Source organism: Shewanella sp. SR43-8, from assembly GCF_014163775.1.
GTDB classification, from domain to species: Bacteria; Pseudomonadota; Gammaproteobacteria; order Enterobacterales; family Shewanellaceae; genus Shewanella; species Shewanella vesiculosa.
In genome coordinates this window covers 157,699-183,407 of record NZ_JACJDX010000004.1, presented here as the reverse complement: position 1 = coordinate 183,407, position 25,709 = coordinate 157,699, and the positions used below count along the sequence as shown (strand labels likewise).

Sequence of the window (25,709 nt, the reverse complement as noted above, 5' to 3'; positions counted from 1 at the left end):
TTGATACCAACCCGTTTTGCAAACAAAGGTCGCTTAAAGGCTTATCCTAAAGATAGAGTAATCCAAGCAATATCGCACCAAGAACCAGTCGGTATAATACAAACGGTGTCATGCCTATTTTGCTAATAAACTTTAAAAAGAAATGAATACATAAATAGGCCGCAACAAAGGATACAACAATACCTAAACCAAGCGCTTGGTAATCGATTGGTGCTGGGCTAGTCACTAAGTCTTTGGTCACCAGTAACGCTGCACCAAAACTTACCGGCACAGACATCAGAAATGAAAATCGTGCAGCAGCTTCACGGGTCAGCCCTAACATCAGTGCAGCTGTCATGGTAGCGCCTGAACGTGAGGTCCCAGGGATTAATGCCATCGCCTGAGCTAAACCAATAAGCAACGCTTTTTTCCAGCCCATTTGAAATTCGTTTAACTGCGCTTTCGACATTCTATCGGCCAACCACAGCAACAGACCAAACACGATTGTTGTGATAGCGATGACTAAGGTATTTCGAAAATGGGTTTCTATAAAATCTTTGGCGGTAAAGCCAACAATAACCGCAGGTATCGTGGCTAAAATAATCCACCAAGCGAGTTTACTTTCTTGCGTTTGTTGCTTAGCGACTAAACTGATAAACCAAGCTTTAGCCAGTGCCACTATCTCATGACGGAAATAAATCACTACCGCAAATAAAGAGCCAGTATTTACCGCAACATCAAATGATAATCCTTGATCAGCCCAACCTAAAATTTGCGACGGTAAAATTAAATGTGCCGAGCTAGAAATCGGCAAAAACTCAGTCAGCCCTTGGATTAATGCCAGCAAAATAACTTGTAACGTGTCCATATCTTTCCTTTGTAAGAAATTAACTTATTGATGAATAATTAATATTTAACGGGTAATAATTCGGCTGGGAACTCGAAGGTAATAGGCCATAACTGCTGGCGTTGCTTGTCATAGTCTTGCCAAAGCGCACCATAGGTCTGTAGGGTCACCGGATGGGGTAACTCAGGGGCAATTTCAGCTAAAGGCCATAAAACAAAGGCATTAAACAAAATTTCGCCACGGGGAAGTTCTACCGGAATATTACAAATCACATCGTCATAGAGCAGCAAATCAATATCAAGGCTTCTAGGGCTAAATTTTTTCTCGCCTCTGATACGGCCGTTGTCTTGCTCAATTTTCTTAAACGTTGCCACAACCTGTGCAATCGATAATTCGGTATCAGCAGCGGCAACCATGTTTAAAAAATTAGTGCCTTTGAAGCCAACCGATTCACTCTCATATACGCGTGATAATTGTAATGGGCCAAAATATTGCTGTAAATCAACCAAACCGGCTTTAAGATGTTGCTCAGGAGAAATATTGGTGCCTAAGCTAATGTAAATACGTGCCATTGACTGACCTAATGCTAAACGAAAAAATAAAATAACACTTAAATGTTACCGCGTTCAATCTCAACACCAACAGAAACCGCATGAGGTATTGCCCCGGGCTTCATCACGACCACTTTAACCCAAGGCACATTGAACTCTTGTTGTAAACAATGGGCAATCATTTCAGCGACAGTTTCAATCAACTCAATCGGATTTTCAGTGATCAGTGCGGTTAAACGATTCGATACGGTTTCATAACACAAAGCATTTTCGTAACTATCACTAGCAGCGGCAAGACGATTGTCCCATGCCATATCTAAATCGATAAGTAATGTTTGATGGATCTTTTTTTCCCACTCATAGATACCAATTATGGTCTCTATCGCTAGCTGACGGATGAGTACTTTATCCATATAATTCCTACCTTAATCGACATAAAAACTTTCAAGAACATCCTAATCAAACTTAATTATCGATTATATGCTTAATAATCCACATTTAAGCTTTTTCCTAATCAGTTAAAGCAGTAGGATAGGCGCTATTGTGCAATTAATATCAACGAAATGGTTAATGTTAACGCAAAGGTGGCTTCAGAGGATACTGAAAATCACTTGCCCAACAAATCAATGCGCGATGATACCCTAAGAAGAGTAAGGAAACCAATTTGAACGCCGTTACTGTCACCGTGTTGATGATCATTGCCGCCTACCTAGCGGGTTCGATCTCAAGTGCCATACTGGTTTGTAAAATAAGAGGTTTACCCGATCCAAGAACCAGCGGTTCCGGCAATCCTGGGGCCACTAATGTGCTTCGCATCGGTGGAGTCAGTTCGGCAGTATTAGTATTATTTTTTGATATGCTCAAAGGCGCCGCGCCCTCTTACCTTGGCTATAAAATGGGACTTGATGCGGCATCATTAGGCTTCATTGCTGTCAGCGCCTGCTTAGGGCATATATTGCCAATCTTTTTTGGTTTTAAAGGCGGTAAAGGTGTCGCGACCGCTTTTGGTGCAATGGCTCCCATTGGTGGAGATTTAGCCCTTTGCCTAATCCTGACTTGGATTGTATTTGTGCTGTTAACGCGCTATTCATCTGTGGCTGCTATGGCAACAGCCACCTTAGCGCCTTTTTACACTTGGTGGTTAGATGAACGCTTTATCCTTCCTGTCGCTATGCTATCAACGCTAATTTTAATTCGTCACAAAGACAATATTGGCCGTTTACGTCACGGTGAAGAAAGCAAAGTCTCACGAAAAAAATCCATTAAAAAACCCGACACTAAATAGTATCAGGTTTTCATTAATAGCAATCGTAGAATCACTTACTAAACTAAGCTACCAATCGCATAAACTCATCGATTAATCGACTGCAGGTAAGGTATCCAAAGGCCACCTTGGTTGGCCTTTAACCGCGAGTCCTTCAGTGTGTCCAGCACGTAAGCGCTGTAATCCAGCATAAGCAATCATGGCACCATTATCAGTACAAAACTCTCCGCGAGGATAATATACCTGCCCACCTAGATTAGTCATCATTTCGGCTAATGATTCACGTAAACGAGTGTTAGCACTCACACCGCCAGCGATCACTAATCGCTTATAACCTGTCTGCTTTAAAGCTCGTTTACATTTAATCGCTAAAGTATCAACAACGGCTTCTTCAAAAGCACGGGCAATATTGGCACGAGTCTGCGGATCGTTAGGCTCTTTAGCAATCGTGTTTGCGGTAAATGTTTTTAAGCCTGAAAAACTAAAATCTAACCCAGGTCTATCGGTCATTGGGCGCGGAAACTTATAGCCTACTGATAAGCCTTTTTGAGCTAACTTGGCTAAGCGAGGGCCGCCAGGATAATCTAATCCCATTAACTTGGCTGTTTTATCAAAAGCTTCACCGGCCGCATCATCTACAGACTCGCCTAACACTTGATAACGACCAATGCCTTCAACTTGTACCAACATTGAATGACCACCAGAGACTAGCAAGGCTATGAAAGGAAATTCTGGCGCATCATCTTCTAACATAGGCGCCAGTAAATGCCCTTCCATGTGATGTACGCCAACAGCAGGTTTGTTCCAAGCATAAGCTAACGATCGCCCTACACAGGCTCCTACAAGTAAAGCACCAATGAGGCCAGGACCTTTAGTGTACGCTACGCCGTCGATATCATTTAAGCTCGAATTAGCTTGCGCTAAGGCCTGTTTGATTAAAGGCACAATTTTACGAACATGATCACGAGAGGCAAGCTCAGGCACAACACCACCATAGTCGGCGTGCAATTTAACTTGGCTATACAGCACATGTGACATTAAGCCTAATTTATCATCATAGACCGCTATCCCAGTTTCATCGCAGGATGTCTCAATACCAATAACGCGCATAATCTCTCGTCTTCATTAAAATAAGGCCGCCAATTCTACCCGTCTCTGCGTCAATACTCCAATATTTCAGGATTAAATAACATGGGCGATGAATAAGAGTTTCGGTTAACAAATCCCAGTTATAAGCTTGTTTTATACAAACCTAATGCTCAATTTAACCATTAGGTGACGATAATTTCGCTAATCATGATGCGCTTTATTTAACGCAGACCATACTGCTCTGAGACTAAGGCAGATGCGGCGCAGTTATCCAAGATGACCGCATTTTGATTCACTATCACAAAATAGCACGATGAGCCGCTCCCTAAAGAGAAAATCAAGTCAGGGGGTTTACAAATGGTCACCGCTCGGTGTAAAATTCCGCACCATTTTAAATAGCCTTTGGTTTGAGTTAAATCACTAAAAAAGTTTAGTCGATTTAGTCATCCAGCATAACTACACCTAAGGGGTGATGGCGTATGCCAATTATTAAAGTACGTGAAAACGAACCATTCGACGTAGCTCTTCGTCGTTTCAAGCGCTCTTGTGAAAAAGCAGGTATTCTAGCTGACGTGCGTGCTCGTGAATTTTACGAGAAGCCAACTACTGCCCGTAAGCGTGCAAAAGCAGCTGCAGTTAAGCGTCTAGCTAAGAAGCTTTCTCGCGAAAACGCACGTCGCGTACGTTTATATTAATCTCATTATGAACTTAACCGAACAGCTAAAAGACCAAATGAAAGATGCTATGCGCGCTAAAGAAAAAGTGCGCCTAGGAACAATTCGTATGGCTCTTTCTGCCATCAAACAGATTGAAGTGGATACCCGCGAAACACTGACTGATGAACAGACAATAGCTGTATTAACCAAGATGGTTAAACAACGCCGCGATTCGATTGCTCAATATGAAGCAGCGAATCGTCCGGAGTTGGCAGAGGCAGAAGCAGAAGAAATTCGAGTAATCGAAAACTTCTTGCCTACGCCGCTAACCGAAGATGAAGTTGCAGCGATTATCGATGCAACAATTATTGAGGTTGGTGCTGGAACCATGGCGGATATGGGTAAAGTAATGGGAGCATTAAAATCTAAAGTTCAAGGCCGTGCAGATATGAGTGCCATTGGTACAATGATCCGCGCTAAATTGAAGTAATCAATTTTTAATGTTGAATAAGCCGTGCACTTGCACGGCTTGTTTGTTTAAATCAGTTGATAAAGTAAATTCGAGAACAACAGCAATCAATGGCGATACCTCGTGATTTTATCAATGAGCTAATAGCTCGAGTAGACATAGTCGATCTAATCGATCGTAAAGTGCCGTTGAAAAAAGCCGGTAAGAACCATTCGGCTTGTTGTCCTTTTCATAGCGAAAAATCACCCTCTTTTACCGTCAGTAGAGACAAACAGTTTTACCACTGTTTTGGCTGCGGTGCCCATGGCAATGCGATTGATTTTGTCATGGAATATGATCGCCTAGAATTTGTTGATGCCATTGAAGAAATTGCCGGTCAGCTTGGTCTTGCAGTCCCACGAGAGCAAGGCACAGGAAAAAGACCTGATCAAGGATTAAGTCGAGATTTATACGAACTGATGGAAGAAGCCAACCTCTTCTATCAAAGCCAGTTGAGGCAGCACACAGACAAACAGAAAGTTATCGACTATCTTGAGTTTCGCGGATTATCGACTGAAGTTGTTGAGCAGTTCGGCATTGGGTTTGCTCCCGACGGTTGGGATGGTTTACTGGGGCGTTACAGGCAAAATGTGCCCGCCCAAGATAAATTACTGACAGCAGGCATGTTAATTGCCAATGATAGCGGTAAACGCTATGACCGTTTTCGCGACAGATTAATGTTCCCAATACGCGATCGTCGTGGTCGTGTGGTTGGATTTGGTGGAAGAGTTTTGGGTGACGGTACCCCAAAGTACTTGAATTCTCCAGAAACGCCCATATTTCATAAGGGTAATGAACTTTATGGTTTATATGAGCTAAAACAAAAGCACCGTGACCCTCAGCATGTATTAATTGTTGAAGGATATATGGATGTTGTCGCCCTCGCCCAGTTTGGGGTTGATTATGCCGTCGCATCCTTAGGTACCTCGACTACTGCTGAACAATTTCAGCTTTTAGTGCGTAGTGCAAAGCAAGTGATTTGTTGTTATGACGGTGATCGCGCCGGCCGAGAAGCCGCCTGGCGCGCACTAGAAACAGCACTACCACTGTTAAAACCAGGTGACCAGGTCAAGTTTATGTTTCTGCCGCAAGGTGAAGACCCAGACACTATGGTACGCAAAATTGGCAAAGAGGCCTTTGAAGCCTTAATGCAACAAGCCATGTTACTGCCTGAGTTTTTATTTGACACATTGAGTGCTAACCACGGGACAGACAAAGGCGCATTAGCCAAGCAAGCCATTGCGCTAATTGAAAAGGTACAAGATACCGTCCTACAGAATTTATTGTTAGAAAATTTAGCCCATAAGTTAGGCATGAACAGTGCCGATGATTTAAAGAAAAAATTAGGTTTTACGGTAAAAAAAGTAAAACCATTAAATGCTAAAGGCTTACAAGGTCGCGGCACGCCATTAAGATTGGCCATTGCCCTCCTAGTCCAAACCCCCAGCTTAGGCTTTGGTTTGGCAAAGCAGCCAGCACTAAATCGATTACAAATGACCGGCATAGAATTGCTCAATCATTTGTTAGATATAACTCGAGAGCAAACGTTAAACAGCGCACAACTACTTGAAATGCATAGAGAGCATGACCAAAAAAGCACTCTAATTAAGCTAGCCCAATGGGATCATCAAGTGGCGGATGAAAACGTACTGCCAGAGTTTAAACAAACCCTGATTTGGTTAAACAACCAATATATTGAACAACGATATCAGGAGTTAAGCCTGAAACAGGCTTTAACGAAAGTTGAAAAAATACAGCTAACTAAGCTGATTTCTATAATGAAAGGCATAGCGAAGTAGTTCGCAGCTTATTCGTTAAGAATATGCGAACAAACATTGCCATGGACTAGCTAAGGTTAGCCCACACAGCTATAATTGACGATTTGCGTGCCACTTAGCATAGCTAACTGGCCTATCGTTTTATCAGTTCCCCAAAATTGGATGATATCTATGGATCACACTCCGCAGTCGCAACTCAAACTGTTGCTCGCTAAAGGTAAAGAGCAAGGTTATTTAACCTATGCAGAAGTGAACGACCACTTACCTGCAGACATGGTCGATTCCGATCAGATTGAAGATATTATCCAGATGATAAATGACATGGGTATCCGCGTTTTTGAAGAAGCGCCAGATGCCGATGACATGATGATGTCGGAAGACAACACAGACGAAGATGCTGCAGAAGAAGCAGCGGCAGCTCTCGCAACCGTAGAAAGTGAGTTAGGCCGAACCACAGACCCTGTGCGCATGTATATGCGTGAGATGGGCACGGTAGAGCTACTTACCCGCGAAGGCGAAATTGTTATTGCTAAACGTATCGAAGAAGGTATCAACACTGTACAGAGTTCTGTCAGTGAGTACCCTCAAGCGATTGCAATGATCTTAGAACAATTCGATAAGTATGAAGCTGAAGAATTGCGCTTGTCTGATATTATCTCTGGATTTATCAATCCTGACGACGATGACGTCGCCCCTACCGCAACCAACATTGGTTCTGAATTAGCGGACTCTAAAAAAGATGACGATGATGATGACGATGACGATGACGACGATGAAGAAGAGGAAGAAGGCAACAAAGGGCCTGATCCTGAAGAAGCTAAAGAAAAATTCACTCAACTTAGAGAAGCCTACGAAAAAAGCTTAGCGATCATTGCCACAAAAGGCCGTGACCACCCTGAAGCGATTGGCTCATTATTTGTTATTGGTGAATTATTCAAAGAATTCCGTTTAGTACCAAAACAGTTTGACCGTTTAGTTAAAAGCATGCGCAACATGATGGACCGCGTTCGAATTCAAGAACGCTTGGTCATTAAACTGTGTGTTGAACAAGCTAAAATGCCAAAGAAAAACTTTATTAAAGCATTCACTGGCAACGAAACAAACTTAGATTGGTTCAACAAAGAAAAAGCCAGCACCAAGCCTTACGCTGAAGGTTTGCGTATGATCACTGATGACGTCACACGTTGTGTGACCAAGTTAGGTGCTATCGAAGTTGAAACAGATTTAACCATCGCAGGCATCAAAGACATTAACCGTCGTATGTCTATCGGTGAAGCGAAAGCTCGCCGTGCCAAAAAAGAAATGGTTGAAGCTAACTTACGTTTGGTTATCTCTATTGCTAAAAAATACACCAACCGTGGTTTACAGTTCTTGGATTTGATTCAAGAAGGTAACATTGGTTTGATGAAAGCGGTAGACAAGTTTGAATACCGTCGTGGTTACAAGTTTTCGACTTATGCAACGTGGTGGATCCGTCAGGCAATCACTCGTTCAATCGCTGACCAAGCGCGTACGATCCGTATTCCAGTACACATGATCGAAACCATCAACAAGTTGAATCGTATTTCGCGTCAAATGCTTCAAGAAATGGGCCGTGAGCCGTCTCCTGAAGAATTGGCAGAACGTATGATGATGCCTGAAGATAAAATTCGTAAGGTACTGAAAATCGCTAAAGAGCCAATCTCAATGGAAACCCCAATCGGTGACGATGAAGATTCGCATTTAGGTGATTTTATCGAGGACACTACCCTCGAGCTACCATTAGACTCAGCCACAAGCGAAAGTCTAAAGAACGCTACACACGAAGTCCTAGCTGGCCTAACAGCCCGTGAAGCAAAAGTACTGCGTATGCGTTTTGGTATCGACATGAATACCGACCACACGTTAGAAGAAGTGGGCAAGCAGTTTGATGTAACACGTGAACGTATTCGTCAAATTGAAGCTAAAGCGTTACGTAAATTACGTCACCCTTCTCGCTCAGAAATCTTAAAGTCGTTCTTAGACGAGTAAACGTAAGGTTTACGCTCTATAGCAAGACCATAAAAACCCAGCATATGCTGGGTTTTTTTATATAGATTGCCAAGCTTGCCACTCGATAAACGGTTCAGGTAGTGAATAACATGGGTATGACATCCGTAAAGCTAAAAAAAGCCCACGCTATTTCGTGGGCTAATCAATATCAATATAAGCGTATTAGTGCTGTTTTTTGCTAGATGCTTTATCGAGTAGCGTTAAGATATTTTTATACGGAATACCTGAGTGGGTCGTTAACCCAACATCACAGGTTGCTGATACTGAGTAACCATGAGTACAACCTTGATCTTTAGTCTCCTCTTTTAAATGACGAAGACCATGCTCATTAAGCTCAGGGTAATTCATACCGCGGTTACCCGCCATACCACAACACCCAACCTTCTCAGGCACCACAACCTCGGTAGCACAAAGTTTGGCAAGCTCAGTTAACTTACCAGCCATACCAAGCTTACGAGTGGTACAGGTTGGATGAACAGCCACTTTATCGACAACTTTGTTTATGTGTAGACGATCAACCAAGAATTCAAAAGCAAACTCTTCAGGGCCATACATCTGTAAACGGCTATCACAAGCTCGGCGCATCCGCTCAAGACAGGCAGTGGTAGCCACTAAGATTGGATATTCACCATTGTTAGACGCCTTTAACAACCACACAGAGAGCTCATCAGACTTACGATCAGCCGCTTCGTCATGACCATAAGACTCCCAAGGCTGACCACAACATAAGCCTTTGGTCTTCTCACCTAGGATCATCTCAATATTAGCCTTTTCGAATAGGCTCACAATCGTTTCAGGCAAAGAGCGCTGATCATCATGTTTAGCACTGGTGCCCATCATACGGTTCAAACATGCAGGGAAATAAACGGCTTTCATGTCACCAGAGGTTTTAGCCGTTGGTAAAGCTTTGCCCCGTGTCGGCATACCTTCAGTCCATAATGGGATCGGCATGCTAGGCATAATCTTACGAACGATTTTAGTGATTACCCCCATACCTGATTCGCCAATCACTTTACGGCTAATGTCAGTGGCACCTAGCGCAAATCGAGCCACAGATTCCATGCTACCAAAACGATCGGCAGTAAAATCAGAAATTTTCTTATCCATATTACTGGCCCCTTCGGCCCGCAATACTTTCATATATTTACCGGTATCAATTGCCATTGGACAACCGAGTTTACACAGGCCATCTGCAGCGCAGGTGTCGATGGCAAAGTAAGGATAGTTCTTCTTTAGGTCAGCCAAGACGTCAGGCTCATCACCTGTGGCTTCTAAGGTTTTCATGACACGCGCAACAGCAGTACGTTGACGTGGAGACAAGGTTAAGCCATGGGCCACACAATGCGGTTCACAAAATCCACACTCAATGCATTTATCAACAATATCATGCACTTTTGGCATAGGCTTAAAGCCTTTTGCGTGACAGAGTGGGTCATCGTTAATGATGACCCCTGGGTTTAAAATACCGTTTGGGTCCAGGGTTTTCTTAACTCGCTTCATCAAGTCATAGACCGCGCTCCCCCATTCTTTTTCAACGAATGCAGCCATGCCAAAGCCTGTACCGTGTTCAGCTTTAAGCGATCCGTCATATCCAACAACTAGATCAGCCATTCCTTGCATAAAGCCTTCGAAACGTTCCACTTCAGCTTTAGTAGAGAAGTCCTGAGCGAAGATAACGTGATAGTTACCTTCAAGGGCATGACCATAGATCACCGCATCATCATAACCATGGGCAAAAGATAAGTTTTGTAAATCTATGGTGGCTTGTGGCAACACCTCAATAGGAAAGGCGATATCTTCGATAATACAAGACGTACCGACTGGGCGCATTGAACCGGCCAGCGGGAAAATGGCTTTACGAATGGCCCACATATTAGTGACAACGGCTGGATCTTGGGTGAACTCGACATCACGATACAAACCGTGCTTAGCCATAATTACTGACATTTTAGCAACGTTAGCATCAATCTGCTCCTGGCTGTCGCCAAAGGTCTCGAATAATACCGCCGTCACATCTTTGTGAACATGTTTTAGAAAGTCTGGCGTTTGATACTTAGATTGAGCAACAGCCTTGAGGGCAAAGTTATCTAATAACTCGGCAGCATTGGTTTCTTTGAAGGCATCTCGTCGCAGCTCAACAATGGCCTCACAAGCTCCACGAAGTGAATCGAAATACACCATTGCCGATGCAGAAAAATTGTTTTTAACCACACTGTTCATGGTGATTTCAGATAAGAACCCTAGGGCACCTTCAGAGCCAACCATCAAGTGTAAAATAATGTCGATAGGATCGTGATGATCAACGAAAGAGTTCATACCAAAACCCGTCACGTTTTTAATCGAATACTTACGCTTGATACGGTTAACGAGTTCCTGATTAGCCATGATTTCGTCACGAATGGCTTCGATACCTTTGATCATTTCAGGATGCTTTTGCTTAAATGCTTCACAACTTTGCACATTTGCGGTGTCTAAAATCGAGCCATCGGCAAAGATGATTCGTGCAGAGTCGATTAATTGATAAGAGTTATGATGCGTACCACAGTTCATCCCAGAAGCGTTGTTAGATACAATTCCACCCGCCATTGCAGAGGCTATGGTGGCCGGATCTGGCCCAAATTTCCATCCCAGAGGTGCCAGCGCACTATTCAGTCTAGAACCTATGACTCCGGGCTGCATTTGTACCTTCTTACCCGCTTCTAACACCTTAAAGCGATTCCAGTGAAGGCCTGCAACCATCAAAACTGAATCAGAAATAGCCTGACCACAAAGCGCTGTACCTGCAGCCCTAAAGGTCACTGGAGTCGCACTCTGATAACATTGCGCCAATACTTTTGACGCCTCAGCTTCATCTTTAGTGTGGACGACCATTTGTGGACGCTTTTGGTAAAAAGAAGCATCTGTACCCCAAGCTACGCGGCGTATGTAATCGGTATGAACTCGAGAAGGCTCAAGGAGTTGGCCTAATTTATCGGCAAGCACGGTCAAATTAGATTGCAACATGTGTGTATCCCCATTCATGTCATCTATATGTGAACAGAGTCCTAGTAGACTCCATCTAAAACGTTATGCCGACTTTGCACCGTAACTTGATGACCTCGACATAGCCAAGATAAGCATTTTGGTCAGACATTCCTGCATGTTGATTTCGACTAATATCATGCAAATATTTGCCCCAAACTATTTAAGACTGCCAATTTATACTTGTGCTTGTATTGTTGTTACCTTGATTTCAAGCTAAAGCCATTTGGGATCAAAATAGAAATAATTGTAACTTGCAGCCAAAACGATTCTCGTTATTAAGAACACATTATTATGGTGCAGTACATGGGTTTACTGACTGACGTAATAATACCTTGTCTACCTTTTTAGCAGAGTTAAACGCAACATACTGCAAATACTTTAGACCTTAATCTCAACCTTTAAATCAGCTCGAAATTTGTACTATTAACGTGAACAACCCCCTGATATCAAAACGTTATTGGTCAACTCGATCACAGAAAATAACAAAACAAAACCAAGCACACATACCGCCTTCACAGAATCGGATTAAACATGCGCTACAGCACTGGGATATAGAGGAAACGTTAGCATTTTTGGCTAAATGGCGCCGACGACCTGGCAATGAGGGGGCAATGAGGATAGTTGTCATTTTGACGGACTTTTACAAAAAAATCACCACTGAGATTCAGGCTGAATAGCACAAGTCATCACGGGGTAACGTTGTGACAAAAAAGTCATCCGCTGTAACTGCGATCAACCTCTCTGTTTGACATTAAAGTGCGACAAATACCTGCAAGCTTGTTATGGATATTTAGTTGTACTGATTAACAGATAACCAGTTGAATCATTTCAATAGAATTCTTGCAACATCAGAGGTGACAAGCACAAATAAACTTCGTATACTGCACACGCTTTTGTTAGTGACGACTAGCTTAAGTCGGCCCCTTAGCTCAGTTGGTTAGAGCATACGACTCATAATCGTCAGGTCCACAGTTCAAGTCTGTGAGGGGCCACCAATTCAGATAAGCCGTAGCAGGATAACACCTACTACGGCTTTTTCGTTTCTGGCGTTACAGACTCTGTAGCGGCTAACACAGTGTAACAATGCCACCATACTTACCACCACGCCAACAAACAGCGCCTTCAATAATAATAACAAACGACTTAACAGTATTGTTTAACAGCCTAAACCAGCCGCAAGAATAAACTACCGAGATAAAGTATTTGATAACAGCAATATTGCAGCTAAAACGCTTCCTATTAAATAGACCCATGTATAAAAACAGCCATGATTGATGAGTCACCTGATCCTATTTACTCTGAACTAGGGATAAGGGATAGAGGTATGATGATAAGAATCAAAAGCTTAGAAGTTAACCACTCTCACACTTGTCATTTATGTTATTCACAAAGCGATATAGTCGCGTCAATAGCGACTTTATTGCAGGTTCATTCAACGCTGCTGGCAAGGCAAAGGGCTGTTTGAGGGCGTTTGTTATCCCACGTTGAGGTTATTTAGAATATATCCAAGCCACAATAGCATTTGCTCATTTGCATGAGCATCTCACGAGAGTGGCTAAGTTGATATTGCCGCCCTAGTCTCGACGGATATAGGCCGGATTTTTTTCTAGGAAGGCTTGGGCGGCGGTAATGGCTACCACGGCTTTAGAATTAAATTCGCGTTGGTACAAAGTGTATACCACAAATAAACTGGCCAAAATAAATATCCCAGGATGCATAAACCAGCACAATGCGGCCATGGAATAATAATAAGATCGTAGGCCATAGTTATATGAATGTGCTGCTTGATCTTGCACAACAGCCATTTGCCTTGCGTAACCGAGTGCATTTTTATCGGTGCCAGTTTTATCTAATGGCGCAGCACCAATCATGATATTCACAAAACCATATTGACGCATAGACCAAGTAAATTGGAAAAAAGCTAGCACGAAGATACCAGCTAAAAGAGCCAGTTTGACTTGCACCAAGGCATGGTTAGGCGATGAGGTAAAAGGAATAGAACCAATAACAGTTTCAAGCTTTTCCACTTGAGAAAAAAGCGTTAATACCCCCGCAATGATCAGTAAGGTTGTGGAAGCAAAAAATGCAATATTACGCTCTAAATTAGCCAACAATGCCGCTTCGGCCACACGTATTTCTTTGGCTATAACTTGTGACATCCAATGTATGCGCTGCTGATGCATCACTCGCGCAATACAGTTGGTGTTTTTCGCTTTACGTTTGGCAAAACTGGTATAACCGATCCAACTGACCAAAAATACACTTAACGCTAGCGCATCTAACCAAGACATAACCATACTGATTAACCCGCGTAATAATAAATAATAGATTGATTATGCATTAGATTTCATCATGCTAAAATCAGTTTGTTTGTTGAGCGGTTAAATAGCTCACTCATTAAAAGGGACTTGGACAAACATAATCGATCCTTTGTTCGGTCACTGGATGAGTAAAAGATAATCCACTAGCGTGTAACATCAAGCGACTCGACATCTGCTGAGAATGTTCATTATAGTACAAGTCACACCCTAAAATAGGATGACTGATTTGTTGGCTGTGCAAACGTAACTGGTGTGTACGTCCAGTGATAGGGGTAAATTCCACTCGGGTAGATATCCCCTCTTGATGTCGCTTTATTACCTGGTATTGACTGTGAGCGAGCTTGCCATGGTGATGACACACTTTCATTAACGGAAAATGCTCGCTGTCTTTGGCTATCGGTAACCTAATATCACCAAAGTCGTTAACTACATCGCCATAAAGTACAGCGGTATAGTGTTTAGTAATAGTGCGCTGCTGAAACTGTTTTGTTAGTAATCCATTGATGACTTTGTTTAATGCCACCAGCATGATGCCAGAGGTACCAAAATCAAGTCGATGTACTAAGGTTGCCGTAGGGTAATCTTGCACTAAACGATAGTGTACTGAATCCTTATTTAATGGATTTTTCCCCGAAAGACTCAATAAACCTGTTGGCTTATTGATAAGCAGTAGATGTTCATCTTGGTATAAAACATCAATAATTCCATCACAAGGTGGCGCAATAAATTCAGTCATAATATTTCGTCAGCATATCTTAATAACCATCATATCTTAGTAACATGATATTTGTGATAACCATATCGTAGTCGCCATACCCAATGAGTGACATCTTAGCAGATGTCCTACCTTGAGCGGGATAACAATAAAAAAGGTGGCTAATAAGCCACCTTTTTTCATATTCACACAAAGCATACAGAATTAAGTTCGTAATTTTGCCAACTGCTGATGCTGCTCATCCACTAGCTTGGCTAAACTGTCACTGCTTTGCTGAGCACTGTCGGCAAGCTGTGACAATTCTGATGCAGAATCCGAAATACCAGTAATATTACGATTAACCTCTTCGGTTACCGCACTCTGCTCCTCTGCGGCGGTAGCAATATGCGTCACCTGACCAGACACCTCGTTAATTTGTTCTACAATGGCATTAAGCGACTGCAATGCCAGCTGAGTTTGCTCTACGGCTTTTTGTGCACCTTGAGCGCCTTTATCTATAATACTCGAAGCATTTTTAACTTCTTTTTGTAACGATTCAATTAAGGTACTAATTTCATTAGTCGACTTTTGCGTTCTAGACGCTAGAGTCCTCACTTCATCAGCAACAACAGCAAAGCCTCTACCTTGTTCTCCGGCACGAGCCGCCTCAATCGCTGCGTTTAGTGCTAATAGATTAGTTTGTTCAGCAATCGAACTGATCACCTCTAAAATACGGCTAATATTGGAGCTACTTTGCGACACCATGCCCACCGCTTTCTGAGCTTGCTCAGAATCTGTCGACATACCTTCAACAAACACCATAGCCTGGGTTAAACGCGTCTGACCATCTTTAACATTGACAGTCATTGACTCGGTTTCCATTGCCGTTTGCTCAGAAGCTTTTGCCACTTCTAGCGCGGTAGCACTCATTTGATTGACTGCAGTAACCACACTTTCAATTTCGCCATATTGACGATTAACACTTTCGCGAGTGTGCTTAGCGATGTCTGCCGACTTAATACTTTCTTGCTGTGAGCGGTCTGCAAGCACTTTTAGTTCGGAGATCAGATAACGCAATTTCGCAATAAAGGCATTGATACCACTACCAAGGGCAATTAATTCCGCATGAGATTCAACTTCAATCGATTGGGTTAAATCACCTTCTGCACTGGCAAGATTCTCGACCCTAGCTTGGATCATATTAAGCGGCGAAATAATGCTCTTAATCACCAGACTGATAATCAATACAGCAATAGCGGTAACTATGATGCCTATGGTTAGCAGTAAACTCCCCAGCGACGTTGCCATCTCATTCATGGCAGTGTTCATATCATCAACCGCCATAAATGCGTTACTTTTTGGCGCTTCAATAATCAATGACCAAGTCGCATTGGCGATAGGAATATTAATAGGATAAGCCACAGCGATAGTATTAGGCTCATTAACAAACCCCGATGAATTGTTTAACGCCAACAGTTTTTTGGCCAATTCTGGCCCTACAGACTCACTCAAGGGTCTAGCAAGTTTTTTATAATGACTGGCAGCGACCACAAATCCTTTTTGGCTCACCAAGGTCACCTTGGCCTCTCCACCATATAAGCTTTTAGATAATTCCATGATCATGGTTTGAAATATCGGCAAATTAATATCTGCACCAACTAAACCTTTAAATTGGTTATCAACAATCACAGGCACGGTTAGCGAGGTCATTAACGCTGTATTACCTGGGGTGATTTCGTATAAATAAGGCTCCATTAAACAAGGCTTCTTAGTATCTTTCGCGCATAAGTACCACTCTGCTTCGCGCATACCAAACTCATTTAACGTCGTAATATATTTTTCAGCAGCATCATCAACTTGGTTCTGCTCAACAGTGCCATCATCATTGCGAGTATAATATATTTCCATGGTGCCCGAGCTCACGACACTGTGAGGTGCACCTTGAGTGTATTCACTATCAAGACCATCATAACCATTTGGTTCAAATTGCGCGTACATAGATGACAGTTGGCTATTTTTTTGAAGTATTGCAGCGACAGACAACTCAACACGTTCACGACTTAAAGGATCTTTTTTTGAGCTTTGCTCAAGTAAGCCAGCAAATGAAAAAGGGATCCTATAGGCCTCATTAATAAATCCCGCCACTCGTTCGCCATATTCCCCGGCTCTTGCTGACAGTTTGTCGTTAATCTCTTGCTTTAGCGCTATCTCTACTTGTGTGGCTAACTCAGCATTTTTTTCTTTTAATCCCAGCCAGAGACTTAGAGAAAGTGAAATTACTGTGACAATAAATAATGTCGAGGTGATCCATAACAACTTTGACCTAATGGATAATTCCTTCATTCAAGTGGGCTCCTGCTTTAGTATGATTTTTAGATATAAATAAAGTGTAGTCAGCTTTAAAAATTAAGTTTGTTTAATCCAAAAAAAATCCCACAAAAGCAGGATTTTATTTATTCTAGATCATAAAAAGACTGGTTATTTAAACACCGCTTGAAATGTGGTATCCATAATCGCCAGACCGGCATCAATTTGTGCATCAGGCGCTGTTAACGGAACTAATACACGAATAACGTTACCGTAGGTGCCACATGACAATAAAATAAGCCCACGGCTTCGCGCTTCAGCTAAAATTTTGCCACTATACTGCGGCGCAGGCTCACCGTCTTCCATCAGCTCAATGGCGATCATTGCACCTAAGCCTCGAACATCAGCAATTTGCGGGTATTTAGCCTGCATGTCGGTTAATGCTGATTTGAGTTTGTTACCCACTTGATTGGCACGGGCCAACAATTGCTCTTCTTCAAAGACTTCGATAACGGCTAATGCCGCAGCACAAGCAATAGGACTACCACCATAAGTGCCGCCCAAACCACCTGCAGTAACGGCATCCATCACTTCGGTTTTACCAGTAATGCCTGATAATGGGAAACCACCGGCAATTGACTTAGCAAAGGTAGTGATATCTGCTGCTACGCCCATTTGCTCCATCGCAAAAAACGTGCCTGTACGACCCGCACCGGTTTGCACTTCATCAGCGATTAATACAATGCCATGGGCGTCACAGAGTTCACGTAGACGTTTCATAAATGACGGCGTCACAGCGTAGAAACCACCTTCGCCTTGAACGGGTTCTAAAATGATGGCAGCAATATCAGCAGGCTCAGCATCATTTTTAAAAATGCGCTCAATCGATGCCATAGCATCGTCTTCAGACACGCCATGCATTTCACATGGAAATTCAGCTCTAAACACGTTAGCTGACATTAAGCCCATGCCTTTACTGTAGGGGGCGACTTTGCCAGTTAATGCCAAGGCAGCAATAGTGCGACCATGGTAACCAGACGTAAATGCAATAACCCCCGCTCGTTTGGTATAAGCCCGCGCGACTTTAACGGCGTTTTCAACCGCTTCCGAACCACTGGTGAACAACGCGGTTTTTTTAGCAAAGTCACCAGGCACCAGATGATTGAGTTTTTCACACACTTCAATGTAACTTTCGTAGCCAAGCACCATAAAACAAGTATGTGAGAACGCCTCTAACTGCGCTGCCACTGCTGCTTTAACTTTAGGGTGTAAATGGCCGGTGTTAAGTACGGCGATACCACCTGCAAAATCAATATATTCACGGCCTTCAACATCCCATACTGTGGCGTTTTCCGCTCGTTCAGTAAAGATTGGGTGGATCTGTCCTACACCTTGAGCCACTGCCGCTTGGCGACGTGCCATTAGTCCATCATTTGTTTTAGTCATTGCCCACTCTCTTAAACTGACATGCAGATATATTTCATTTCCAGGTATTCTTCGATACCAAACTTTGAACCTTCACGGCCTAACCCAGACGATTTAATACCACCAAAAGGTGCTACTTCAGTCGAGATTAATCCTGTGTTGACGCCAACCATGCCATATTCAAGCGCTTCAGCAACCTTGTACACTAACGAAATATCACGACCGTAAAAATACGCCGCTAAACCAAACTCAGTGTCGTTTGCTTGCTTGATCACATCATCAACATCATCAAACTTAAACAATGGAGCCAAAGGACCAAAAGTCTCTTCGGTTGCCACTAACATCTGGCGTGTTACGCCAGTTAAAATAGTCGGTTCGAAGAAATAGCCACCAAGATCATGAGGTTTACCACCAGCAAGGATCTGCGCACCTTTTGCTACAGCATCATCTAAATGAAGCTGAACTTTTGCTACGGCATCGGCGTTGATCAATGGTCCAGTGGTTACACCCGTTTCTGTACCTAGTCCCACTTTAAGCTTAGCCACCGCGACAGCGAGACGTTGCGCAAATTCATCGTAAACGCCCGATTGCACATAAATACGATTGGCACACACACAGGTTTGACCCGCATTACGATATTTGGCAATCATTGCGCCTTCAACGGCAGCATCAATATCTGCATCATTGAATACGATAAACGGTGCATTGCCACCTAGCTCAAGTGATAGTTTTTTCAGTGTTGGCGCGCATTGCTCCATCAGTTTAATACCAACTGGTGTTGAGCCAGTAAACGATAACTTACGCACTATTGGGCTGTCGCACATGGCCTTACCTATGGCGATTGAGTCACCGGTAACCACACTAAATACACCAGCTGGAATACCAGCGCGCTCAGCTAACTCGGCTAATGCTAATGCGGTAAATGGCGTTTGCGGCGCAGGCTTAACGACCATAGTACAACCAGCAGCTAATGCTGGCGCGGCTTTACGAGTAATCATAGCCGCAGGGAAATTCCATGGTGTAATCGCCGCGGTAACGCCAACAGGCTGCTTAATAACCGTAATACGTTTATCTGCTTGATGCCCAGGAATAGTATCGCCATACACACGCTTAGCTTCTTCTGCAAACCATTCAATAAAGGACGCGGCATAAGCCACTTCACCTTTAGCTTCGGCAAGTGGTTTGCCTTGTTCTGTGGTCATCAATAGTGCTAAATCATCGCTGTGTTGCAACATTAGCTCAAACCAACGACGCAGCTTTTGGCCGCGATCTTTTGCGGTTAATGCTCGCCACGCTGGTAGCGCCGCATTTGCAGCGTCGATAGCCGCAAGTGTTTCGGCATTGCCCATCACAGGAACATGACCAATGACCTCATGCGTGCCAGGATTTGCTATGGCAATCGTTTTACCACTATCGGCATTGCACCACTGGCCATTAATGTAGCACTGTTGACGTAATAAACTTAGATCGATTAATTTCACAATATTCTCCTAAACTGACGTTTGTACTCAACCTACTCGCACTCTCTCTACCAGTACGTAAAGCAGGTTAAATTCCAAACTTATCTCTAAGGGTGTAATACCAAGCGCCTATGGCACTAAACGGTACACGCATAGCATGACCACCAGGGAATGGATAATGAGGTAATGCGGCAAAAGCATCAAAACGCGTGGCTTGACCATTAAGCATTTCAGCAATCAGCTTACCCGCCAAATGAGTGTAGGTAACCCCATGGCCACTACAGCCTTGTGAGTAATAAATATTGTCACCAATACGTCCCACTTGCGGCAAACGCGACAAGGTCATTAAAAAATTACCTGTCCAAGCGTAATCCACCTTAGTCCCTTTTAATTGCGGGAAGGTCTTCAATAACTTAGGCATAATTAAGGCTTCAACGTTAGCAGGATCGCGTGCGCCGTAAACTACGCCGCCACCAAATACCAGGCGTTTATCTCCGGTAAGGCGGTAATAATCTAATAGATAATTACAGTCTTCTACGCAATAATCTTGTGGCAGTAAACTGGCTGCCATTTCATCAGACAATGGTTCAGTGGTAATCACCTGAGTGCCACACGGCATGGATTTAGCTTGCAGCTCTGGCAGTAACTTACCTAAATATGCATTACCTGCAACTACCACGTATTTACACTTAACTTGGCCCAGCGCAGTATGCACAATCGGTGAGGCACCGTCATCTACCTTTATAACAGCAGAATCTTCAAAAATTAGCCCACCAAGAGATTCAACCGCACGAGCCTCGCCTAAAGCAAGGTTTAGAGGGTGAATATGACCACCGCTTTTATCGAGCAAACCACCAACATATAAATCGGTATTGACGACATTACGTATGCCATTTTGATCGAGTAACTCTAAATGGTTGTTATGACCATGCGCTTCCCATAAGGATTTTTGACCTTCTAAATGACGCATTTGTTTTGCGTTCATGGCGGCAAATACACCGCCATCTTTTAGATCACAATCAATGTTGTATTTGGCAATACGATCACGAATAATTTGGCCACCTTCGAATGCCATTTTACCAAATAACTTAGCTTGTTCTTTGCCGACAACACCTTCAATAGAATCAATATCGCGACTAAAAGAATTGACGATTTGACCACCGTTTCGACCGGATGCTCCCCAGCCAATCCTTGCTGCTTCAAGCACCACAACTTTCATGCCGCTTTCTAATAAATGTAACGCAGAAGACAGCCCGGTATAGCCCGCGCCAATGATACAAACATCTGTTTCAATTATAGATTCTAAGCGAGGGCGTTCAACTTTATCATTAGCCGACGCGGCATAATATGAACTAGCATGAGGTGTGGCGGACATAGCACTTCCTTTATAGGTTCAAAACGTAAAACAACTGATTCATCCTACACTTAAGCAAATTCAAAAACTAGCATTTACTATGAAATTTTTGACACTTTGTAGAATATATTAAACACCCACGTAATCAAAATAGCGTAAAAACATTTGAGTAACAGACATAGCGAATAAAAAAGCCATACTGATGTCAGTATGGCTTTTAATCTTGGTCTATTGAATGATGTTATTCCATCGCAGCTTTGGCTTTTTTCTCTGCTCGGCGGGCTAAATACCAAGACAGGAAAGCAACCAAAGACACAGCTAAAATAATAATTGTCGCTAGCGCGTTAATCTTAGGTGATACCCCTAAACGCACAGACGAAAACACGACCATTGGCAAGGTTGTAGAACCCGGACCAGAGGTAAAGCTGGCAATCACTAAATCATCTAATGACAAACTGAACGATAATAACCAACCTGCAATAAGAGAGGGGGCGATCATGGGTATGGTAATCAAAAAGAAGGTTTTTAATCGCGTTGCACCTAAATCCATCGCGGCTTCTTCAATTGATAAGTCCAGTTCACGCAGTCTTGACGACACCACCACAGCAACATAAGCCGCACAGAAAGTAGAGTGAGCAATCCACACGGTAAACATGCCACGCTCAGTGGGCCAGCCAAAGGTTTCTGATATCTGTACAAATAATAATAATAACGACAAACCGGTGATGACTTCTGGCATAACCAAAGGAGCAGTAATCATATTAGACAGGGTTAACTTAGCCCATGAGCGTCTAAAACGGGTCATAACAAATGCCGCCATCGTACCAATTATCACCGCCATAGTAGAACTGTAAAAGGCGATGCGTAAACTGGTCCAAACGGCATTTAGTATTTGCTCATCTTGAAATAGTTCGCCATACCATTTAGGTGAAAAACCTCCCCATACGGTAACCAATTTTGATTCATTAAATGAATAGATGACCAAAATAAGCATTGGCGCATATAAAAATATCAATCCAAACCACAACATCACTTTAGAGAAACTTAAATTCTTCATAGATCGTTCTCCATGTTGCGTGACTGATATCGATGGAACAAGGTAATCGGGATAATCAGTAACGCTAACATCACAATGGCTAATGATGACGCTACAGGCCAGTCGCGGTTATTAAAGAACTCTTGCCACAACACCTTACCAATCATTAATGTGTCTGGGCCGCCCAGTAATTCAGGAATAACAAACTCACCTACCGCAGGGATAAATACCAACATAGAGCCAGCGATAACACCGCCCTTTGATAATGGTAGAGTGATTTTCCAGAAGGTATTAAGACTGCTAGAGCCTAAATCTGATGCCGCTTCAATTAAGCTTAAATCCAATTTAACCAAAGTGGCGTACAGCGGCAAAATCATAAACGGCAGGTAGGCATAAATAATACCTATGTACACAGCAAAGTTAGTATTGAGCATTTGTATCGGTTCTGAAATAACCCCTAACCACATCAAGGCATTATTAATTAGACCGTTATTGCTTAAAATACCCATCCAGGCATAAATACGGATCAAAAATGAAGTCCACGATGGCAACATGACCAACAGCAGTAATACCGCCTGCATCTTTACTGGAGCACGGGCAATGGCATAAGCCATTGGAAAACCGAGTACCAGACACCCAATAGTGGCAAAGAAAGCCATTTTTAATGAGGTCAGATAAGCCATGTAATACATCGAATCTTGCAATAACAATAAATAGTTACCCAAGTTAACGAATATATTGAGTGCCTCATCTACATAATTAAATGTTGCCTCGTAAGGTGGAATCGCAATCGCAGCAGTAGAAAAACTAATCTTTAGCACAATGGCGAACGGTAAGGCAAAAAACAATAACAACCATAGGTATGGAATCCCCATGGTGAGATGTCGGCCTTTGAATATTTTCAATGGATTCTTCATGAGTTTAATACAACCCCGCTGGTGTCTTCCCAACTGATGTAAACCTCTTCTTCCCATGTAGGATGATCGGCGCGGCGTTCACGATTAATCATTGAGCATTGGACAATTTGATTGTTTTTTAACTTGATGTAATACACTGATAAACCACCAAGATAAGCAATATCATGCACTACACCATGGGCCCAGTTGTAATCACTCTCGGGCTTTTGACGGCTAATAATGGTTTTTTCTGGGCGCAAAGCTAAAAATACATGTTTATTTTCAAGGCTGGTTGAAATACCGTGACCAATATAAAACAACTGCGATAAGGTTGGTGACTTAATGATTGCATGGTCAACTTCATCTTCGATGATCTCACCATCAAATAAATTAACTGTACCAATAAACTCTGCGACCATTCGACTGGCCGGCGACTCATAAATATCCATTGGGCTGCCAGTTTGTGCAATCCACCCTTCATGCATAATAGAAATGCGTCCAGCCATGGTCATGGCTTCTTCTTGGTCGTGGGTAACCATCACACAAGTCACGCCTACCGCTTCTAAAATATCGACCACTTCTAACTGCATTTGCGTACGCAGCTTTTTATCTAATGCGCCCATTGGCTCATCAAGTAATAATAATTTAGGTCGTTTCGCTAACGAACGAGCGAGTGCCACACGCTGACGCTGACCACCTGATAACTGATGCGGTTTACGTTTACCGTACTTCTCCATGTGCACCAGTTTAAGCATTTCTTTAACCCGCACGGCAATATCAGCCTTGGGCATTTTGTCTTGCTTTAATCCAAAAGCGATATTTTGCTCAACCGTCATATGCGGAAATAATGCATATGATTGGAACATCATATTAATAGGACGCTCGTATGGCGGCATATCAGTTATGTCGACACCATCAAGGAAAATACGCCCTTCACTTGGCTTTTCAAAGCCCGCTAACATACGTAATAAAGTTGACTTACCAGAACCTGAACCACCCAGCAGCGCAAATATTTCGCCACGATTAATGGTTAACGACACATCGTCTACAGCACGGACGTCGTCGAAAATTTTACTCACACGCTCAATTTTAAGCAGTACTTTATCTTGCGTCTTTGTGATTGGTTTATTGGTGACGCCCGAGGTGTTTACCATAATACTGCTCCGCCTTTTTGGAGTGTGCATACCACAACAGAAAAGTCTGTTTCAGGGCACACATAACAATCTGTTAGATGGCTAAATTAGCCAATAAATACATAAATATGTTTAAAAACAGGGCGAGGAACTCGCCCTGTTATGAGCGAGAAAGGTTATTGACCTGACTTCACTTTAGTCCAAGCACGTGTGACTACACGTTGAATTTTTAATGGACGAATATCACCAATATATAACTTATCAATTACCGATTGAGGTGGGTAAATGGCTGGGTCATTACGGATAGCTTCGTCAACTAATGCTTGTGCTGGTGCGTTAGGATTTGCGTAAGCAACATAGTTACTGATAGGTGCAATCACTTCAGGGCGAAGTAAATAGTTTATCAGCTTATGGGCGTTATCAATGTTAGTGGCATCTTGTGGGATAGCTAACATATCAAACCATAAGTTGGCGCCTTCTTTTGGAATAGAATAGCCAATCTTATTACCGTTACCGGCTTCATCTGCACGTGCAGCTGCTTGGAATACATCACCAGAGAAACCAAACGCGACACAAATATCGCCATTCGCTAAATCAGAGATGTAGCGTGAGGAATGAAAATACGTGACGTAAGGACGTACTTTTTCCAATACTTCGGCGGCTTTTTCATAATCATCAGGATTTTTACTGTTAGGATCTAAGCCTAAATAAATCAGCGCTTGAGGTAACATATCATCAGCAGAATCTAACATCGAAAAACCACATGATGCGATTTTTTCTGCGTACTTAGGATTAAAAATTAACTCTAGAGAATCAAATGGCGCATCTTCACCTAATACCGCTTTGACTTTATCGATATTGTATCCGATACCATTAGTGCCCCATAAATAAGGGATTGCATACTGGTTATCAGGATCGGCTTTTTGAAGCTGTTTCATTAAATCAGGCTTTAAGTTGGCATAATTAGTCAACTTAGCACGATCAAGTTTTTGAAAAGCGCCCGCTTTAATTTGCTTAGCTAAAAAGTGATTAGACGGAACAACAATGTCATAACCGCTGTGGCCAGAAAGTAATTTTGCTTCAAGTACTTCATTGCTGTCGAACACGTCATAAATGACATGAATACCGGTTTCTTTCTCAAAATTGGCTAAAGTATCTTCGGCAATATAATCCGACCAGTTGTACATTTTAACCACTTCCTGAGCCTGAATAGCGGTGCTAGCAAACACACCTGCTGTAATTAAGGCCACTGTGGATAGTTTGTTTAATAGCTTCATACTTTCTCCCTTTTGGATAATGGTCAGAATGGTACTGACATTCGTTTTTTTCGCTAGATCTTAACAGCGTGTAAAATCT

Annotated in this window: 20 protein-coding genes and 1 tRNA gene; 6 read left to right on the top strand and 15 right to left on the bottom strand. The window is 42.8% G+C overall.

Translation table 11 applies throughout. The annotated features are described in order from the left end of the window. Positions 1–46: 46 nt before the first annotated feature. The 3 genes from H5114_RS06665 to folB are packed head-to-tail and all read right to left on the bottom strand — an operon-like array spanning position 47 to position 1,790. Positions 47–847: an undecaprenyl-diphosphate phosphatase gene (locus H5114_RS06665; RefSeq protein ID WP_182722507.1), complete on the bottom strand. Its 801-nt coding sequence runs from the start codon at positions 845–847 to the stop codon at positions 47–49. Between the two features lie 38 nt (positions 848–885). Continuing rightward, the gene (gene folK, locus H5114_RS06660) at positions 886–1,398 is read right to left on the bottom strand and encodes a 2-amino-4-hydroxy-6-hydroxymethyldihydropteridine diphosphokinase (RefSeq protein ID WP_124017056.1); all 513 of its coding nucleotides are present in this window, start codon (positions 1,396–1,398) and stop codon (positions 886–888) included. Positions 1,399–1,436: 38 nt separating this feature from the next. Then, entirely contained in the window at positions 1,437–1,790 is a 354-nt protein-coding gene (folB, locus tag H5114_RS06655) for a dihydroneopterin aldolase (protein WP_182722506.1), read from the bottom strand. 278 nt (positions 1,791–2,068) lie between these two features. On the opposite strand from folB, the gene plsY reads away from it, so the two are divergent. Next, the gene (gene plsY, locus H5114_RS06650) at positions 2,069–2,662 is read left to right on the top strand and encodes a glycerol-3-phosphate 1-O-acyltransferase PlsY (protein WP_404717023.1); all 594 of its coding nucleotides are present in this window, start codon (positions 2,069–2,071) and stop codon (positions 2,660–2,662) included. 72 nt (positions 2,663–2,734) lie between these two features. On the opposite strand, the gene tsaD is transcribed toward plsY, so the two are convergent. Further along, positions 2,735–3,751 carry a tRNA (adenosine(37)-N6)-threonylcarbamoyltransferase complex transferase subunit TsaD gene (gene tsaD, locus H5114_RS06645; protein WP_182698996.1) on the bottom strand — a complete coding sequence of 339 codons (1,017 nt, stop codon included), beginning with the start codon at positions 3,749–3,751 and terminating at the stop codon, positions 2,735–2,737. Positions 3,752–4,209: 458 nt separating this feature from the next. Between tsaD and rpsU the strand changes: the two genes are divergently transcribed. The 4 genes from rpsU (at position 4,210) to rpoD (ending at position 8,682) form a co-directional block, all read left to right on the top strand. Further along, a complete protein-coding gene (gene rpsU, locus H5114_RS06640; protein WP_006080725.1) occupies positions 4,210–4,425 on the top strand; it encodes a 30S ribosomal protein S21 in 216 nt (71 codons plus the stop codon). Between the two features lie 7 nt (positions 4,426–4,432). After that, a complete protein-coding gene (locus tag H5114_RS06635) occupies positions 4,433–4,876 on the top strand; it encodes a GatB/YqeY domain-containing protein (RefSeq protein ID WP_124017052.1) in 444 nt (147 codons plus the stop codon). Between the two features lie 89 nt (positions 4,877–4,965). Next, positions 4,966–6,693, top strand: coding sequence for a DNA primase (gene dnaG / locus H5114_RS06630; RefSeq protein ID WP_182698995.1), 1,728 nt, complete (start codon positions 4,966–4,968; stop codon positions 6,691–6,693). Between the two features lie 150 nt (positions 6,694–6,843). Continuing rightward, positions 6,844–8,682 (top strand): RNA polymerase sigma factor RpoD, encoded by a 1,839-nt coding sequence (gene rpoD / locus H5114_RS06625; RefSeq protein WP_124017050.1) that lies wholly within the window; start codon positions 6,844–6,846, stop codon positions 8,680–8,682. A 183-nt stretch (positions 8,683–8,865) separates the two neighbouring features. On the opposite strand, the gene H5114_RS06620 is transcribed toward rpoD, so the two are convergent. Next, on the bottom strand, positions 8,866–11,706 hold the full coding sequence (locus H5114_RS06620; RefSeq protein WP_182722505.1) for an FAD-binding and (Fe-S)-binding domain-containing protein: 2,841 nt from the start codon (positions 11,704–11,706) through the stop codon (positions 8,866–8,868). A gap of 939 nt (positions 11,707–12,645) precedes the next feature. On the opposite strand from H5114_RS06620, the gene H5114_RS06615 reads away from it, so the two are divergent. Beyond that, a tRNA-Ile gene (locus H5114_RS06615) sits at positions 12,646–12,722 on the top strand. 579 nt (positions 12,723–13,301) lie between these two features. On the opposite strand, the gene H5114_RS06610 is transcribed toward H5114_RS06615, so the two are convergent. The 10 genes from H5114_RS06610 to H5114_RS06565 all read right to left on the bottom strand — a co-directional run bounded on the left by H5114_RS06610 (position 13,302) and on the right by H5114_RS06565 (position 25,630). Then, positions 13,302–14,024 carry a DUF599 domain-containing protein gene (locus H5114_RS06610; protein ID WP_124017046.1) on the bottom strand — a complete coding sequence of 241 codons (723 nt, stop codon included), beginning with the start codon at positions 14,022–14,024 and terminating at the stop codon, positions 13,302–13,304. 100 nt (positions 14,025–14,124) lie between these two features. After that, positions 14,125–14,784, bottom strand: a complete 660-nt coding sequence (locus H5114_RS06605) for an RluA family pseudouridine synthase (protein ID WP_182722504.1) — start codon at positions 14,782–14,784, stop codon at positions 14,125–14,127. Positions 14,785–14,967: 183 nt separating this feature from the next. Continuing rightward, positions 14,968–17,085: a methyl-accepting chemotaxis protein gene (locus H5114_RS06600; protein ID WP_124017044.1), complete on the bottom strand. Its 2,118-nt coding sequence runs from the start codon at positions 17,083–17,085 to the stop codon at positions 14,968–14,970. A 135-nt stretch (positions 17,086–17,220) separates the two neighbouring features. Then, positions 17,221–18,495 (bottom strand): 4-aminobutyrate--2-oxoglutarate transaminase, encoded by a 1,275-nt coding sequence (gene gabT / locus H5114_RS06595; RefSeq protein ID WP_182722503.1) that lies wholly within the window; start codon positions 18,493–18,495, stop codon positions 17,221–17,223. 11 nt (positions 18,496–18,506) lie between these two features. Further along, positions 18,507–19,955, bottom strand: coding sequence for an NADP-dependent succinate-semialdehyde dehydrogenase (gene gabD, locus H5114_RS06590; protein WP_182722502.1), 1,449 nt, complete (start codon positions 19,953–19,955; stop codon positions 18,507–18,509). Positions 19,956–20,022: 67 nt separating this feature from the next. Further along, positions 20,023–21,309, bottom strand: coding sequence for an FAD-binding oxidoreductase (locus H5114_RS06585; protein WP_124017041.1), 1,287 nt, complete (start codon positions 21,307–21,309; stop codon positions 20,023–20,025). 220 nt (positions 21,310–21,529) lie between these two features. After that, a complete protein-coding gene (locus H5114_RS06580) occupies positions 21,530–22,345 on the bottom strand; it encodes an ABC transporter permease subunit (protein ID WP_124017040.1) in 816 nt (271 codons plus the stop codon). Beyond that, the gene (locus H5114_RS06575) at positions 22,342–23,241 is read right to left on the bottom strand and encodes an ABC transporter permease subunit (protein WP_124017039.1); all 900 of its coding nucleotides are present in this window, start codon (positions 23,239–23,241) and stop codon (positions 22,342–22,344) included. Before H5114_RS06575 ends, H5114_RS06580 begins: the two co-directional genes overlap by 4 nt. Continuing rightward, positions 23,238–24,374, bottom strand: a complete 1,137-nt coding sequence (potA, locus tag H5114_RS06570) for a polyamine ABC transporter ATP-binding protein (protein ID WP_124017038.1) — start codon at positions 24,372–24,374, stop codon at positions 23,238–23,240. The genes H5114_RS06575 and potA overlap by 4 nt, the downstream gene beginning before the upstream one ends. Positions 24,375–24,529: 155 nt before the next feature. Next, entirely contained in the window at positions 24,530–25,630 is a 1,101-nt protein-coding gene (locus H5114_RS06565; protein WP_124017037.1) for a polyamine ABC transporter substrate-binding protein, read from the bottom strand. Positions 25,631–25,709 lie beyond the last annotated feature (79 nt).